Source organism: Nodosilinea sp. LEGE 06152 (genome assembly GCF_015207525.1).
Lineage (GTDB): Bacteria > Cyanobacteriota > Cyanobacteriia > Phormidesmidales > Phormidesmidaceae > Nodosilinea.
The window spans coordinates 70,757-85,739 of record NZ_JADEWR010000015.1 but is presented as its reverse complement, the minus strand read 5'-3'; the positions used below and the strand labels follow the sequence as shown (position 1 = coordinate 85,739).

Annotated in this window: 17 protein-coding genes; 9 read left to right on the top strand and 8 right to left on the bottom strand. The window is 55.6% G+C overall.

Annotated elements, in window-relative coordinates; genetic code table 11:
- Positions 1 to 222: 222 nt before the first annotated feature.
- Together glgX and IQ265_RS19740 are read left to right on the top strand one after the other, a co-directional pair.
- The gene (gene glgX / locus IQ265_RS19745) at positions 223 to 2,349 is read left to right on the top strand and encodes a glycogen debranching protein GlgX (RefSeq protein ID WP_194056727.1); all 2,127 of its coding nucleotides are present in this window, start codon (positions 223 to 225) and stop codon (positions 2,347 to 2,349) included.
- A 707-nt stretch (positions 2,350 to 3,056) separates the two neighbouring features.
- Complete coding sequence (locus tag IQ265_RS19740) at positions 3,057 to 4,040, top strand: glycosyltransferase family 8 protein (protein ID WP_194056725.1); 984 nt, start codon at positions 3,057 to 3,059, stop codon at positions 4,038 to 4,040.
- Positions 4,041 to 4,170: 130 nt separating this feature from the next.
- Here IQ265_RS19740 and IQ265_RS19735 read toward each other — a convergent pair whose 3' ends face one another.
- Positions 4,171 to 4,584, bottom strand: a complete 414-nt coding sequence (locus IQ265_RS19735) for a Fur family transcriptional regulator (protein WP_194056723.1) — start codon at positions 4,582 to 4,584, stop codon at positions 4,171 to 4,173.
- Between the two features lie 64 nt (positions 4,585 to 4,648).
- On the opposite strand from IQ265_RS19735, the gene purS reads away from it, so the two are divergent.
- From purS to IQ265_RS19715, 4 genes are all read left to right on the top strand, one after another.
- Positions 4,649 to 4,945: a phosphoribosylformylglycinamidine synthase subunit PurS gene (gene purS, locus IQ265_RS19730; protein ID WP_228038175.1), complete on the top strand. Its 297-nt coding sequence runs from the start codon at positions 4,649 to 4,651 to the stop codon at positions 4,943 to 4,945.
- A 121-nt stretch (positions 4,946 to 5,066) separates the two neighbouring features.
- Positions 5,067 to 5,762: a phosphoribosylformylglycinamidine synthase subunit PurQ gene (purQ, locus tag IQ265_RS19725; RefSeq protein WP_194056721.1), complete on the top strand. Its 696-nt coding sequence runs from the start codon at positions 5,067 to 5,069 to the stop codon at positions 5,760 to 5,762.
- 225 nt (positions 5,763 to 5,987) lie between these two features.
- Positions 5,988 to 6,287, top strand: coding sequence for a hypothetical protein (locus tag IQ265_RS19720; protein WP_194056719.1), 300 nt, complete (start codon positions 5,988 to 5,990; stop codon positions 6,285 to 6,287).
- Positions 6,288 to 6,393: 106 nt separating this feature from the next.
- On the top strand, positions 6,394 to 6,720 hold the full coding sequence (locus IQ265_RS19715; protein WP_194056717.1) for a (2Fe-2S) ferredoxin domain-containing protein: 327 nt from the start codon (positions 6,394 to 6,396) through the stop codon (positions 6,718 to 6,720).
- A 35-nt stretch (positions 6,721 to 6,755) separates the two neighbouring features.
- Here IQ265_RS19715 and IQ265_RS19710 read toward each other — a convergent pair whose 3' ends face one another.
- The 3 genes from IQ265_RS19710 to IQ265_RS19700 all read right to left on the bottom strand — a co-directional run bounded on the left by IQ265_RS19710 (position 6,756) and on the right by IQ265_RS19700 (position 8,389).
- Entirely contained in the window at positions 6,756 to 7,040 is a 285-nt protein-coding gene (locus tag IQ265_RS19710; protein ID WP_194056715.1) for a hypothetical protein, read from the bottom strand.
- A complete protein-coding gene (locus tag IQ265_RS19705) occupies positions 7,030 to 7,326 on the bottom strand; it encodes a BrnT family toxin (protein WP_194056713.1) in 297 nt (98 codons plus the stop codon). The genes IQ265_RS19710 and IQ265_RS19705 overlap by 11 nt, the downstream gene beginning before the upstream one ends.
- A gap of 205 nt (positions 7,327 to 7,531) precedes the next feature.
- The gene (locus tag IQ265_RS19700) at positions 7,532 to 8,389 is read right to left on the bottom strand and encodes a fatty acid desaturase (RefSeq protein WP_194056710.1); all 858 of its coding nucleotides are present in this window, start codon (positions 8,387 to 8,389) and stop codon (positions 7,532 to 7,534) included.
- Between the two features lie 170 nt (positions 8,390 to 8,559).
- Here IQ265_RS19700 and IQ265_RS19695 point away from each other — a divergent pair, with 170 nt between their 5' ends.
- Complete coding sequence (locus IQ265_RS19695; protein ID WP_194056708.1) at positions 8,560 to 9,879, top strand: TetR/AcrR family transcriptional regulator; 1,320 nt, start codon at positions 8,560 to 8,562, stop codon at positions 9,877 to 9,879.
- On the opposite strand, the gene IQ265_RS19690 is transcribed toward IQ265_RS19695, so the two are convergent.
- The 4 genes from IQ265_RS19690 to IQ265_RS19675 form a co-directional block, all read right to left on the bottom strand.
- Positions 9,876 to 10,379: a DinB family protein gene (locus tag IQ265_RS19690; RefSeq protein WP_194056706.1), complete on the bottom strand. Its 504-nt coding sequence runs from the start codon at positions 10,377 to 10,379 to the stop codon at positions 9,876 to 9,878. The two genes, IQ265_RS19695 and IQ265_RS19690, sit on opposite strands and share 4 nt — an antisense overlap.
- A gap of 13 nt (positions 10,380 to 10,392) precedes the next feature.
- Entirely contained in the window at positions 10,393 to 10,938 is a 546-nt protein-coding gene (locus tag IQ265_RS19685) for a GNAT family N-acetyltransferase (protein WP_194056704.1), read from the bottom strand.
- Between the two features lie 29 nt (positions 10,939 to 10,967).
- A complete protein-coding gene (locus IQ265_RS19680; RefSeq protein ID WP_194056702.1) occupies positions 10,968 to 11,717 on the bottom strand; it encodes a YdcF family protein in 750 nt (249 codons plus the stop codon).
- Positions 11,718 to 11,939: 222 nt separating this feature from the next.
- On the bottom strand, positions 11,940 to 12,263 hold the full coding sequence (locus IQ265_RS19675) for a hypothetical protein (RefSeq protein ID WP_194056700.1): 324 nt from the start codon (positions 12,261 to 12,263) through the stop codon (positions 11,940 to 11,942).
- Positions 12,264 to 12,538: 275 nt separating this feature from the next.
- On the opposite strand from IQ265_RS19675, the gene IQ265_RS19670 reads away from it, so the two are divergent.
- Together IQ265_RS19670 and IQ265_RS19665 are read left to right on the top strand one after the other, a co-directional pair.
- Positions 12,539 to 14,011, top strand: coding sequence for a PLP-dependent aminotransferase family protein (locus tag IQ265_RS19670; protein ID WP_194056698.1), 1,473 nt, complete (start codon positions 12,539 to 12,541; stop codon positions 14,009 to 14,011).
- Between the two features lie 133 nt (positions 14,012 to 14,144).
- Positions 14,145 to 14,915, top strand: coding sequence for a class III extradiol ring-cleavage dioxygenase (locus tag IQ265_RS19665; RefSeq protein WP_194056696.1), 771 nt, complete (start codon positions 14,145 to 14,147; stop codon positions 14,913 to 14,915).
- The last annotated feature ends 68 nt before the right edge of the window (positions 14,916 to 14,983 follow it).

The following is a 14,983-nucleotide window of genomic DNA, read 5'->3' as shown; positions in this document are numbered from 1 at the left end:
CAGAGCCATACTGGGGGGCTAAGGGCTTTGCAAACCGGTTGAGAAACTTTTCCTACGATGCCTGTATCATCAAGGGTCGCGTCTCTCTCAAGGTAGATCTCTCAAAGGGAAGGCTTTGCTATGGTTCTAAGATAGCCCCAACAGCGAATTTCAAACTAGGGTATGGGCTGTCTTTTTGGCTAATAGTCTCTGTATCCTTTATAAGAAGAAAAGCGTCAACTTATGCATGTTGCAGTTTGGCCTGGTAATGTCTATCCGCTCGGAGCCACCTGGGACCATAAAGGCACTAACTTCGCCCTATTTTCTGAACACGCCACTGGAGTAGAGCTCTGCCTGTTCGACAAAAACGGCGAAGAAACCCGCATTCCGCTGACCGAGGTAAGCAATTTTGTCTGGCACGGCTACCTGCCCGGTATTGGCCCAGGCCAGGAGTACGGCTACCGGGTACACGGCCCCTACGCCCCCCAAGAAGGCCACCGCTTTAACCCCAACAAACTGCTGATTGACCCCTACGCCAAGGCCATCTCAGGAGAGGTCGGCAATGGCCCCGAGCTGTTTGGCTACGACTGGGAAAGCCCTGAAGAAGATCTCTCGTTTTCAGAGTTAGACAGCGCCCCCCTGATGCCCAAGTCGGTGGTGATCGACGAAACCTTCGACTGGGAAGGTGATACCCTACTGCGCACCCCCTGGCATGAGACCATTATCTACGAGGTGCACGTTAAAGGATTTACCCGACAGCACCCCGACATTCCCGAAGAGCTGCGGGGCACCTATGCCGGTATGGCCCACCCGGTCGCCATTGAGCACCTGCAGCGGCTTGGCATTAGTGCTGTCGAGCTCATGCCAATCCATCACTTTCTCTCGCTGCCCGGACATTTAGCAGATAAGGGGTTGCGCAACTACTGGGGCTACGACTCGATCAATTTCTTGGCTCCTTTCTCGGGCTACAGCTCTAGCGGCGTTTTGGGCGAGCAGGTTACCGAGTTTAAGGAGATGGTAAAAGCCCTTCACCAGGCGGGGATTGAGGTGATTTTGGATGTGGTCTATAACCACACCGGGGAGGGCAACCACTTTGGCCCTACTCTGTCACTGCGCGGTGTGGACAACGTCAGCTACTACCGCCTAGTCGAAGACGACCCCCGCTACTACATGGATTTCACTGGCTGCGGTAACTCGCTACACATGCGCAGCCCCCAGGTGCTGAAGCTGATTATGGACAGCTTGCGCTACTGGGTCAGCGAAATGCACGTAGACGGTTTTCGCTTTGACCTGGCCTCGGCCCTGGCGCGGGAGCTATACGATGTAGACCGACTGTCGGCCTTTTTCGACCTAATTCACCAAGACCCGGTACTGGCTGGGGTCAAGCTAATTGCCGAGCCCTGGGATGTGGGTATGGGCGGCTACCAGGTGGGCAACTTTCCGGTCAACTGGTCAGAGTGGAACGGCAAGTACCGCGACACCGTGCGCGACTTTTGGCGCGGTCAGGATGAGACGCTGGGCGAGTTTGCCTACCGTTTGACCGGCAGCCCCGACCTTTATTTTCAAATGAATGGTCGCCAGCCCAACGCCAGCATTAATTTTGTGACGGCCCACGACGGCTTTACCCTCAACGACCTGGTCAGCTACAACGAAAAACACAACGAGGACAACGGCGAAGACAACCTCGACGGCGAAAGCAACAATTCGTCGTGGAACTGCGGCGAGGAAGGGCCGACCAGCAACCCCGAGGTGCTGAAGCTGCGCGAACAGCAGCGGCGCAACTTTTTGACGACGCTCATGCTGTCTCAAGGGGTGCCCATGCTGCTGGGAGGTGACGAAATTGGGCGCACCCAGTTGGGCAACAACAACGGCTACTGCCAAGACAATGAAATTTCTTGGTTTGACTGGCACCTGCCCGAGGGCAACCAGAACCTGATCAACTTTTGCCGAGAGCTGATTTACTATCGCAAGCAGCACCCGGTCTTTCGACGGCGTAAGTGGTTCCAGGGGCAGGCCATCCACGGTATTGGGGTAACCGACATCAGCTGGCACAACCCTGACGGCACCGAGATGCACCAGGACCAGTGGGATATTGGCTACATCAAGTCGATTGGCGTGTTTTTGAATGGTGACAAAATTCCTAGCCCGGGCAGTCAGGGAGAGCGCATTAGTGATGATGACTTTTTAATGTTTTTCAATGCCCACTACGAAACCATTGAGTTTCGGCTGGCTGAGCTGTTTCGCGAATACCAGTGGTTGGTAGAAATCGATACCAAAGAGCCTCGCTTTGTGACCGAGGAACGTATCTTTACCAAGGACCAAGCGATTCCAGTGGCGGCGCGATCGCTGATGGTTTTGAAGCGCCTGTAGTGCGCCTTTCTGATAATAACCCCAAGTTCAACCCCCATTTAAAGCAAAACAAACCCACAGGGAAATGAGTAAAGCTATACCACAAGCTCTTGTTTCCCTGTGGGTAAATATTTTTCTATTCTCAACCAGTAAAAGAAACCAAGAAAATTTTTCTGGGCGGATCTACCAATATGGCAAGCGCCGGCTTTATTAGGGCACTGGGGCACATATAGCGATCGCCAGAACGGTTAGGACATGACTCGTATCCCCTAAAGCGGTGGCTATACGCAAGCCATGGCACTATCCCAGTTTTTGCCACTGGAAGAGGCCGATGTCCTAAGCGCGATGGCCATCGCTATAGTAGCGCTCCAGCATCAAGCTTTTTAACTATCAGTTTGTGTTCTAAGCTAGCCACCAACGCAATACTGCTTGCTGCAGAACCTTCCTTTCGAGGGATATGGTTAACAAAGTGACGCGATATTTTGATGGGATGAGCACACTTTTCAAGTCATTCGCATTAGCTTAAAGGGTACTAAGTAGAGGCAAAGCGCGGCTGAAGCGCCGTTAATTTTGGTCGTCTACTTGCGGACATTCCACTTTTATTTGCGAAACAGAATAATTACACGACTCTTAATGACTGGGCAAAAGCTGCTGATACGAAGGCAATAGCAGCATAGTGCTTGGAAGATAACCGCATATAAACAAATAAATTTAAGGGTAAATTCGCCATGAATTTTTCCACTCAAGAACCTGTTTTAGTCGCCTGTGCGGCAGATAATTTCTTTTCCATGTCTTTGGCCGTTACGGCATTTTCAACGTTTAAAAATCTAGATCCACAACGACAATTAATTCTGTTTATCTTAGATGGTGGCATTAGCTCTACGAACAAGAAAAAGCTGCTGCAGACCCTAAACTCAAACCGTGTCGATGTACGCTGGATTAAGCCTACAAAGGACCAAATCAAAACAACGCTTTTGACGTGTCAGACCAGCAACCACCCAATCTCTGCCTACTACAGGCTTCTCTTACCTACTATCATTCCTCCGCAGTTCAAAAAGGTAATTTACTTAGATTCAGACGTAGTCGTTGAAGGAGATCTTGCCGAGCTTTGGGATCAAGACTTAAAAGGTCAGGCTTTGCTAGCAGTTCAAGACCCGGTTCATGAATACATTGCAGCAGCTAAATACTTTAGCCCTCTACAATTAGAAGATCGAGGAATAACACCAGAACAAAAATACTTAAATTCTGGTGTTTTAGTCATTAACCTTGAAGAATGGCGACGTCAAGGTATCGCTAACCAAGTGCTTAAGTTTATTGGTCAACATCCAGATCTTCCGTTCCCAGATCAAGATGCTATCAACATAATCCTGGCAGGTCAGTGGAGTGAGCTCGACCCTCGATGGAATCAAATGCACGCTGTTCATACTTACAAATCGTACCAGGATAGCCCTTATGACGAAAGCTTATACAAAGATTTGATTCATCATCCGTCTATTATTCACTACACGAGTAGGCCCAAACCCTGGGGAAACAATTGCACTCATCCTCAGGCCGACAGATACTTTAAATACTTAGACCAAACGGCCTGGAGCGGCTGGCGAAACAATGTCATTACTTACAACACGACCCTCATACGCCGTGGCATTCGTCGGATTAAAACAACAACATTAAAGCTATTTAATCGGCTGCTGCCAACGAAATTGCCAACCTAAATACTTGACAGTCGCAAACACAAAATGCTCCTTGTAGTATTTGATATTTGCTCAATGCCTTCTTCTATGGCCCTTTTTTGTATGGCTACGGAAGTCAATTCATCACGAGCGTACAGCATCCGTGATGTGACTAGCCTTGGGAAACCGAAGACTGTGGGGTCGCTAAGCTGCCCTGACAGCGGGGGCAGAGGCCAAAAAATTCAAGCGTGTGGTAGAAAATTTTGAACTGATGGGCCTGGTGCAGGTCTTTTTCGAGGCTGTGAACGGGGCACTCATCGATAGCGATAGTAATGCCGCACTGCAAACAGGTGAGGTGATGGCGATCTTCCTGCGGTAGGCTGTAGAGTGCCTCGCCTGAGGGCAGGGTGCGCATTTGTACTGCCCCTTCTAGCTTGAGGGCATCGAGCGCCCGGTAGACCGTAGCCAGGCCCGTGGTATTGCCCTCCTGCCGCATTTCCACGTAGAGATCTTGGGCTGAAATGGGTTTACTTAACCCTTTTAAAACGGCTAAAACTTTTTCTTGGCTGCGGGTGCGTCGTACCATGCTGTCTCACTCGTACTGCCTCAAGTTTATCAACTGGCCGATAGGGTAGGATGAGGGGTGTCGATTGTTACGATTTTCCCTGCTTTTGGAGTCTGCCGTGCCCCACTACAGTGCCCGTATTTACGTTACCCTGCGCCCCTCGGTTCTCGACCCGGCAGGTACAGCGGTGCAGTCGGGGCTGGCCCATATGGGCTACAGCAACGTGGGGCCAGTTCGCATTGGCAAATACATTGAACTCACCCTGGAGGCCGACTCCGAAGCGGCCGCCAGCCAGCAGCTCGATCGCATGTGCGACCAGCTTTTGGCCAACCCGGTGATCGAGAACTATCGGTTTGAATTGCAAACGCTAGCCACGGCGTGAGGAGGGGGAGTGTAGAGTTCAAAATTCAAAGTGCAAAATTTTGAACTTTGAATTCGTCCCTACCATCTCCTTGTCTCCCCATCTCCCAACTCTCTACCTCCTTTACCCTCCCTTTACTGCCATGAAATTCGGCATTATCGTCTTCCCTGGAGCTAACTGCGATCGCGATGTGGCCTACGTCACCCGCGATGTTCTGGGCCAGCCCACTCGGATGGTCTGGCACGAGGACAGCGACATCGGCGACCTGGATCTGGTGGTGGTACCCGGTGGCTTTAGCTACGGCGACTATTTGCGCTGTGGTGCGATCGCTCGGTTTTCTCCGGCCATGCAGGCCACGGTCGAGCACGCTAACCGGGGTAAGCCGGTGCTGGGCATCTGCAACGGGTTCCAGATTTTGACTGAGGTAGGGCTGCTGCCAGGGGCGCTGATGCGCAACCGGGATATGCGGTTTATCTGCGATCGCGTACCCCTGAGAGTTGAGCGCACCAACCTACTGTGGACAGCAAATTATGCCCAGAATCAGGTGATTACGCTGCCCATCGCCCACGGGGAGGGCTGCTACTACGCCGACGAGGCTACCCTGGCCGAGCTGGAGGCCAACAACCAAATCGTGTTTCGCTACTGCGGCCCTGATGGTGCGGTAGAGGCCAAGCACAACCTCAATGGCTCGTTGGGCAACATTGCCGGGATTTGCAACCGTCAGGGCAACGTGCTGGGCCTCATGCCTCACCCCGAGCGGGCCGCCGATGCAGTGCTGGGCGGCGTCGACGGGCTGCCTCTGTTTGAGAGCCTGGTGCAGGCATTGGTAGCCGCCTAGGGCAAGCTTCGTCATCCCTTTAAAGAGAGCGGTTGATCCGGGCACAAACTTCACAGCCAACCTCGTCACGGCTGTTGAGCTGGGTACACTTAACCCTCAAGGAACCTACTTTGGCCTGGGCATCGTCATGGGCTGAAGCGGGTAGCTGGTAGGCTGCCGTTACGACCAGTCGCTGCTGTGTTGTGCTGCGTTAAACGCCTGGGCCAAGGCTGTAGGAGAAACCCCATGTCAACCTCTGACGAATGGCTCGGTAGCGCCCTGGCCTACCGCTCTGTGGTGTATGAATATTGCCAGCTGGCCCTGCGCCCCAGCCTCGACGAGGCCGGTGCCGAGCGCATGGGCGAAATTTTGCAGCAAGCCGAAGCAGAACCGCTGCTAAACCTGCTAATTGATGAGGCCGACGGCCTAGTAGCGCACCTGCAGCCCTGCCTTGGCGAACAGCACCTACAGCAGCAGCAGCAGCGGCTGCGGGGAGCGATCGACGCCCTCTGGGTAAACGAGCTGTTGGCTACCTGCGGACGGTAGCTGTCGCCTCACCCCTGACTGGCAAGTGGTTTACCCTCACTTTGCGCGACATCCCGCGTTCTCCGCCATCTGTGGCAGGCTAAGAGCAGATGACACCTGAGGCTCCATGACAACGCCCTCTGCTGCTGTTTGCCCAAAGCGCTGGCTGGTGCAGGTGTGCCACCATCGCTCCTGCGATCGCGGTGGTTCGGCGGCGGTGCTGGCGGCCTTTCGAGAACATCAAAGCCCAACGATTCTAGTTGCCGAGAGCGACTGCATGGGCCAGTGCAGCGCTGGGCCAACAGTCAAAGTTATGCCGGGCAATACCTGGTACTGCCAAGTCACCGCCGAGGATGTACCGAGGATTGTGGAGCAGCATTTGCATGGAGGGGAACTGGTGCGCGATCGCCTTCACCCACGCTTTCATCCGCCCGACCCATCCGCCGAACGCTGACGTTGAGCTGATGTTGAGTGGCCCTATGGACGAGGCTAGTGCTGAATAACTTCACCTAGCGCTTCCTGGAGAATGTCATCACTCACGCCATGACGTTTCAAACTGGCCACAAGGGCTGATACCGTATCTCCCTCTAACCGCTCCAGATCAGCCCTTAGCCCTTGACCAATATAGGCTCGGGCCAAGGGCTGATACCCAGAGAACCCAAGCAGCGGAGCAACTCGCTTTAGATCTTCGATCACATCTTCGGGCATTCGAATGGTGATCGTCGTCATGGGCCGATCTCTGTTGAGCCGCTGTTTCAATGCATCAACTTTCATAGTATTCACGTTCCTTACGTGTCGCTTTACGAGCCGAAATCAGCCGAATGGTGTCGTTTTCACGCTCAATGTAGACAACGTATAAAAGGCTCCACCGTCTGTCTAAACCAATAACGGCATCTCGCACCTCATCGTTGCGGCTGGCATCAACGACGACGAGGAATGGGTCAAAGAAAGCTTCTGTAGCTTGCTGAAAAGTCACCCCATCATGATTAATCGAGTTGATCCTGGCCTTCTCGGCATCCCAGACAAAGGTAATGCCATTGAGTGTGAAGTACACATCCATGCTCTGTAATGTTGGCAAGGTGGTGTATTTACACTGTCAATATAGTGTAACCAGCTTGCCTGAGGCTGTTTGGTACTCTTAAGGAACTATAGGGAGCAGTCTTTAAACTTAAGTAGACCCCAAATCTTCCCACGCTCGGTTGGGTGAAATTCAGGGCCAAACTTAATCTATGGGAGAGGCTAGACTTTTTTTGCCAAAATCGATGCTAGCGTTCTTGGGCCACAGCCTCAGTTGGGGGGCGCACTACGCGCCGGGCCAAACCTAGTTTCTCAAGCAGCAGAATGGCGTACCAGGTGACATCGACTTCCCACCAGCGCCAGCCTGCGGGGGCTACGTTGGGGTAGGCGTGGTGATTGTTATGCCAGCCTTCGCCGTAGGTCAGCAGCGCCGTCCACCACAAGTTACCCGAGTTATCTTCGATATGAAAGCGGCGCTTGCCCCACATGTGAGTTGCTGAGTTGATCAACCAGGTCGAGTGCCACAGCACCACGATTCTTAAGAAAACGCCGTAGATAACGAACGACCAGCCGCCCAGAGCAAAGAGGGCGATCGCAATCGGCACTTGCAGCAGCAGAAAGTAGCGATCGAGCCAGCGATAGTAAGGATCGCGGGCAATATCGGGGGCGTAGCGGCGGTAGACTTGGCCGTTAAAAGTGGCCGGGTTGCGGTAGACCAGCCACAGCATGTGGCTCCACCAAAACCCGCGACTGGCGGCGTAAGGGTCTTTTTCGGCATCTTCAGTGTAGAGGTGGTGCTGCCGGTGGCCCGCCACCCAGAAAATAGGCCCGCCCTGGAGCGCCATCGCACCGATGGTGGCAAAAACATACTCCAGCCAGCGGGGCACTTGAAAACTGCGGTGAGTGAGCAAGCGGTGGTAGCCCAGGCAAATGCCAATGCTGCCAAACAGCCAGTGCAGGGCCACCATGACTCCCAGCGCTGACCACGAAAAGAACCAGGGAGCCAGCAGTGCCGCACCGTGAATGACCCCCAAAAAGCCAACCAGGGTCCAGTCAAGGTTAGCGAGACCCAGCTTCGGGGGTGTAGGGTTTAACGTCGTTGTCATACAAGTCCTTTACAGCGGTAGGGTTGGAACCATCGCCCTAGAACCAAACCTGGTCAAGACGATGCGGTAAGCCCTTGCCAATCTCCTGGCGGAGTCGATTGCAAGTGTTGCTTACATTCACAACCATAACAACCCGTTTGGTAAAATGCAAGTGTTGCTTTCTTTTTTCTATGGCAGATCAGCGCAAATCGGCCCGGCAGCGGCTTGTGGATGCTGCCTTTCAGCTTTTTTCGAGTCAGGGGGTGGGGGCCACTACCACGCGTCAGGTGGCCGATCTGGCTGGGGTTAACGAGGTCACCCTGTTTCGTCAGTTTGGTAGCAAGCATGGCTTGCTTGCAGCGGTGATGACGGAGGCGGAGGTGCTGGTCAGCCCTGGCTACCGCTTGGAGCTAGAACCCGTTGGGCAAATTCCCACTGACCAGGCGCTGCGGCATTTCCTGACTCAGTGTTTAGAGACGCTGGACCAGCTTTCAGAACTGGTGCGAGCGGTCATTGGGGAGGCAGGGCAGTTCTCGGCAGCCAACAGTCAGGCTATGGGGCGTGGCCTGCAAACTATTCGCGACTGCGTGGCCGAATATCTGGAGTCGGTTTTGGGCCAGGGGATTGCCCCTGGGTTGCCCCCGGAAGAGGTGGCAGGTTTGGTGATGGCACTATTGCTCGGCTACGCTGCGATCGATAGCACAACCAGTGGCCCGCCCGACATCGCTGATGCGGCTGTAGAAACCTCCGGTCTCTGGCCGAACCGAGCCGCTTTTATCGACAGCGTGGTGAGTTGGTTACTCGGTCTGCGGCCCCAGCCAGCCGAAGATGGCCTTGATTTAAGTCGACCTGGCCTGACCACTAATCACCCCAATACTGAAACCTGGATCGATCTTCCGGCACCCATTGTCCACCAGGTCATGCAGGCGGCTCGCAAAGCTGGTAACCAGACCTATGCCCTGATTTACGTGCTCTGGGGGGCTGGGGTGGCCGCAGCGGAGGTGCCGCTTTTGACCCGTGCCAGTGCCCTCTACGACAGCAGTCAGCACATTTTGCTGGTCGGCCCAAACCACCGTCAGGTGCCCCTCAATCAGTGGATTATGGGTCGGCGCTACGGCACCTATACCAAGAACCCACTGACTCGCTGGCTGAAGAGCCGCAGCGATGGCTCGCCTGCTATGTTTGTGGGGCCAGACGATCAGCCCATCACGCCCCTGCGGGTGCGGCAGCTGTGGGCCGAAGTAACCGCCGATATTGCCTCGCCGACGGGTGCCCCTTTGGCCCTTGAGCAAACCCGCGCCACCTGGTGCGTAGACATGCTGCTGAAGGGTCTCACTCGCCAAGACCTGAGCCTGCTGAGCGGGCTATCGGTTGAGCAACTCGACCCGCTGGTGCAAAAAGCCCAGGCGCGATCCGCATTGGCCCAGGCGCTGAGGCTTGACCAACAATCGGGCTCTGCTTCCAGTAAGCTCAGTCAGCCACCCCCAGCAACCGCTACTGATGGAGATTAGTGGCTCTCTAAGGGCAGCCAGGGTAGGTCGGTAATGCCGGGGTCGATGCCCATCTGGCTCAGCAGGGTGGTGACCTGCCCCCGGTGATGGGTCTGGTGGTTAAACAGGTGAGTGACTAGCAGCCAGGTGGGCAGCAAGCGGTTAGTTTTGTCGATGTTGCTGGTGTAGGCAAAGGGCTGAGCCAGCCACTCAGGGGTAAAGGTGGCGACCCACTCGATCAGCGTGGCATCCATTTCGGTGCGAGCCTGGTGGAGTTCGGCAAAATCGGTGTAGAGGTCTTGACCCAGGTTGGGGCGGTAGTAGGGCTGACCGCTGAGGCGACCTACCCAGGCGCGATCGCCATACAGCAGATGGTTCAAGGTAGCGTGGATAGACTTAAAAAAAGCGCCCCGGTCGGCCTTGCGCTCTGCGTCGGGTAGCTCGGCGCAGCAGGCATAGAGCTTGTCGTTCATCCACTGGTTGTAGCGGGCCATGGTGCGATAGTAGTCGGGGTGGTTCATCAGCAGACCAATACTAGGCGTTGTAGCCTGGCCAAGGGCCAGGCGGTTGATCGGGCAATACCTTTGTCTTAATTGTGGTGTCGTAGAGGATGAAGCCGCGCGACTCGTAGTTTTTGTAGGCAAAGGGACCGTCGAGGCTACAAGTGTGAACCCAAACGCGACGGGTGGCAAGCTTCCAGGCGTACTGCACGCCCACTGTCAGCAAGTGACCGCCAACGCCCTGACCAATGAACTGGGGCAGCAGCCCGAAGCAGGTAATCTCTACATTGCCACTGGACTGTTTTTCTAGCTCGATGTAACCCGCTGGGGTACCCGCGATATAGGCCACCCAGGTTTCAACCTGAGAGCAGATTAGATAGGTGAGCCAGCGATCGCGGCTCCAGCCCAGGCGATCGCACCAGTACCACTGACCGCCCACGCTGGCGTAGAGAAAGCGGCTGAACTCTGGGCAGGGTAAGGTGGCCTGGCGAATCTCCAGGTCGGGGTGCTCGATCAGTTTGGGCCGCAGTTGCGCTGGGTCGAGCATTTCGAGATACCAGGTGGTAACGTCGGCTTGCATAAGTGCAGCAGATCTCCCGATAAAAACGCTTAACTCAGCATAAACGCCTGCCGAATTTGGTCAGCGGTCATAAAGCAGCGATCGGCAGGAAAATCGTCGGCCACGGCCTTGGCCACCTCGGGCAGAGTATTGGGTGACTGCCCCTGAAACCGGCCCAGCACCCCGTAGCTAACCAGGCCCAGGTACTCGCGAATAGCGAGCAGCGATCGCTCACGGTTGCTCACATCGGCAGGCAGGGGCTCAACGTGGGGCATCACCGTAAACCCCAGCCCCTGAAACGTGAGCCAGGCCCGCAGCATGTGCGGGGTGTCGGTAATCAGCACAATTTTTTTCAAACCCCTTGCCCCCAGAGCGGCAGCGGCCGACTCAGCCTCTTGCTTAGTGGTTTTTACACAGACGGCGCTGACCATATTGGGCGACAGGTTGCGCTGATCAATCGCTCTCAGCACGTCGGCCCCCTGGGAGCGACCCATGATTAAGAGGTTGGACGATCGCCCAGCAGCCACCATATCTAGAGCCTTGCCGTAGCGATCGCCCTGGAAACGTTCAGCGCGCGCCAGCACCACCACAGCATCGGCAGACTCGCCAGGATCGGCGGGCACAAAGCTCGACAACAGAGCCGTAGCAGGTACCGAAAACAGCGGCGAGAGCAGAAACCAGTAGGCAGCCATCAGGGCTAGACAAACCGAGACCATCCGCCGCCGATACTTAGGTTTACTTGCCACCATCGCCACTACAGCAACCACCAGCAGAGCCAGGGTTACCTTTTTAGGGTTCATGAACCAGAAATACAGTTTCCAGGTTAATTTCGGCCAGTAATAACCCAATACACTCCGAAGCGGCTCTAGCATGGTGGCGTCCTAGGCAATGAGAAGAGAATAGACCCGAGAAAATTTTTCAGATCTAGCCTACTCATGGGCGCTGTCAATTCAGCATCTAGCCCGCGGGGTCAAGCAAAGTTTACAGATCTATGTAGTCACTGCAAACCCAGAGGTTATGGGCTATTGGTAGTAGCGCTGGTCGGCCCACACCCGCAGATCGTGTTCAGAGCTAAAGGTATGGCGCTGCTGAGTAACCGGGTCGTAAACCACATACACGGTTTGACCCTCGCGATCGCCCCCTAGAACCGACCGGTAACCAATGCGCTTGACCGTCACCCTCAAACTGTTGGAGCCACACAGGTAAACCACCAGGCGGCTGGCCCACGGACACAGTCGCGCTTTTGCCCCAGCCCAAACGCGGCCAATGGCATAGTCAGACTGAGCCGAGCGTTCTAGCGGCTCTTGAATAAGCTCAAGCTGAGCATATAAGCTGTTGGGTTTCATGGAGCTGTCCTCTTAAAAACGGCAAAGGCCTGGGGAACAGCACGAATCGATTCGGCATAGTTGAAGTTTCGTTGATCTGCCCCTAGCCGAACAGAGGCAGTTAGCGTAAATTGTCTTGGTAACAGTTTGATTTCTCGCAACTGTTCTGGTCGCCTTCTCGTCAAACTGTTCCTCCAAAACCAACGAAGCTCCAGAGTTCAAAGTTCAAAATTTTGAATTCTCCAATTTTGAACTTTGAACCTTGAATTCATCCGTCCGCCCATCCCCCCACCCCTATGCCCCTCTCCCCCGTCACCCTCGCCCCCAACCAGGTTCTCTACGAACAGGTGGCCGATCGCCTGCAGCAGCTCATTACCGACGGAACGCTCAAGCCGGGCGATCGCCTGCCCTCGGTGCGCAAGCTGCGAGCGCAGCTCTCGGTCAGCACGTCTACGGTGATGGAAGCCTACCGCCTGCTCGAAGACCGAGGCCTGGTAGTGGTGCGGCCCCAGTCGGGCTACTACGTCAAACAAACGACCCTACAGCTGCCCCAGGAGCCAGCGCCCACCGCGCCCCCCCGCCAGGCTACCGATATTGATATCTCGCTGGCCTTTGAGGTGATTAGCCTGATGCGCGATCCGAGGTTAATTCAGCTGGGGGCGGCGCTACCCGCCCTAGAGCAGCTGCCACTGGCGCAGCTCAACCGGCTGATGGGCAAAGTGCTGCGCGACAATACCTATCTGGCTCACTCCTACGGCACACCGCTGGGGGTGTCAGAACTGCGGGCCGAGTTGGCTAAGCGCATGCTCGATGCAGGCTGCTCGGTACACCCCGACCAGATGGTGATTACCAACGGGGCCAATGAGGCCATTTATTTTTGTCTGCAGGCGCTCACCCAGCCCGGCGACACGGTGGCGATCGAGTCGCCCACCTACTTTGCCATGCTCGAAGCGCTGAAATGTCTGGGCCTAAAGGCGCTCACCCTGCCCACCCACCCCCGCGACGGCATCAGCCTGCCGCACCTGGAAGACGCGCTGCAAACCGGCGAGGTCAAGGCTGTGCTGCTGGTGTCAAACTTTAGCAATCCCCTGGGCAGCTGTATGGATGACCGGAAGAAAAAGCGCCTGGTAGACCTGCTCAATCAGTACGACACGCCGCTGATCGAAGACGATGTCTATGGCGACATCTACTTTGAGGGGGCTCGCCCCAAGGCAATTAAAGCTTTTGATACCGAAAACCGGGTGCTCTACTGCGCTTCGGTGAGCAAAACGCTGTCACCGGGGCTGCGGGTGGGTTGGTGCGCTGGCAGCCGCTACCACAGCGAAATTGCCCGCATGAAATCGATTCTCAACCAAAATACGGCGATCGCGCCCCAGCTGACGGTGGCAGCCTTTTTGGCCAACGGTGGCTACGATCGCCACCTGCGCCAATTGCGCCGCACCTACTACGAACAAATACTGCGGATGCAGCAAGCCATTCGCGACTATTTTCCCGCCGAAACCTGTGTGACGCGCCCCATGGGCGGCCACGTGCTGTGGCTCGAAATGCCCGAGGGGTTTAACGCTATGCGGCTGTATAAAGAGGCGCTGGAGATGGGAATTGCGATCGCCCCTGGCGTCATGTTTTCGGCCTCGAGCCAGTGCTACAGCAACTGCTTTCGGCTCAATACAGCGGTGCCCTGGTCGGAGAAAGTGGAGCAGGCAATGCAAACCCTGGGTCTGTTGGTTAAAAAGCAGCTGGCCGAACAGCTTTTGCGCGAAGACCAATAGATCGAGCACTGCTGCGCGAGCTGTCTCAACATCACATCTGCTGCCACGGCGGCGTCAGCAGCTTGTTGCCTCGCCCACGGAGATGCTATTCTGATTTTAGATAGTTCTAGTTAAAACTATCTGAACAAAAACTATGTCTCCTCTACCCAGTCTGTTTGTTTCCCACGGGGCACCCGACCTGCCGCTGCGCACCGGGCCAACCCAATACTTTTTGCGATCGCTCCTCCATGCCATCCCCACACCCAAGGCGATTCTGGCGGTTTCGGCCCACTGGCTAACGGCACGTCCCACAGTAAGCACCGCCGCGCAGCCGAAAACGCTGTACGACTTTGGCGGCTTTCCTCACCAGCTGTACGAGCTGACCCATCCGGCACCGGGCAGCCCTGAACTGGCAGAACGGGTGGTGGCGATGCTCAATCGGGCGGGGTTTGAGGCCCGCAACAGCCGCGATCGCGGCTTCGACCACGGCGTTTGGACACCGCTAACTTTGGCCGACCCCAAGGGCACTATTCCCGTTGTGCCGCTCTCCATTCAGCCCCACGAAACACCGCTGCACCACTACCAGCTTGGCAAAGCCCTGGCCCCCCTGCGGCATGAAGGTGTACTGATTGTCGCTAGCGGCGCGGCTACCCACAACCTAGGTGCCTTTGACGGTGACTACGATGCCCCACAACCCGCCTGGGCCGTAGCTTTTGATGACTGGCTGACCGAGGCTGTCACCGCCAACGACATCACCGCCCTGCTCGACTATCGCCAGCACGCCCCCTACGCCGCCCAAAACCATCCCACCGAAGAGCACCTGCTACCCATGTTTGTGGCCCTTGGGGCAGGCGGTAGCGGCCAGCAAATTCACTCGGGCTTTACCTATGGGGCCTTCAGCATGGCGGCCTATCGGTTTGATTGATTCTGGATTTTAGATTTTGGATTGTTCACCCCTCCAAAGTCCAAAATCGCCAATCCAAAATCCCGTCC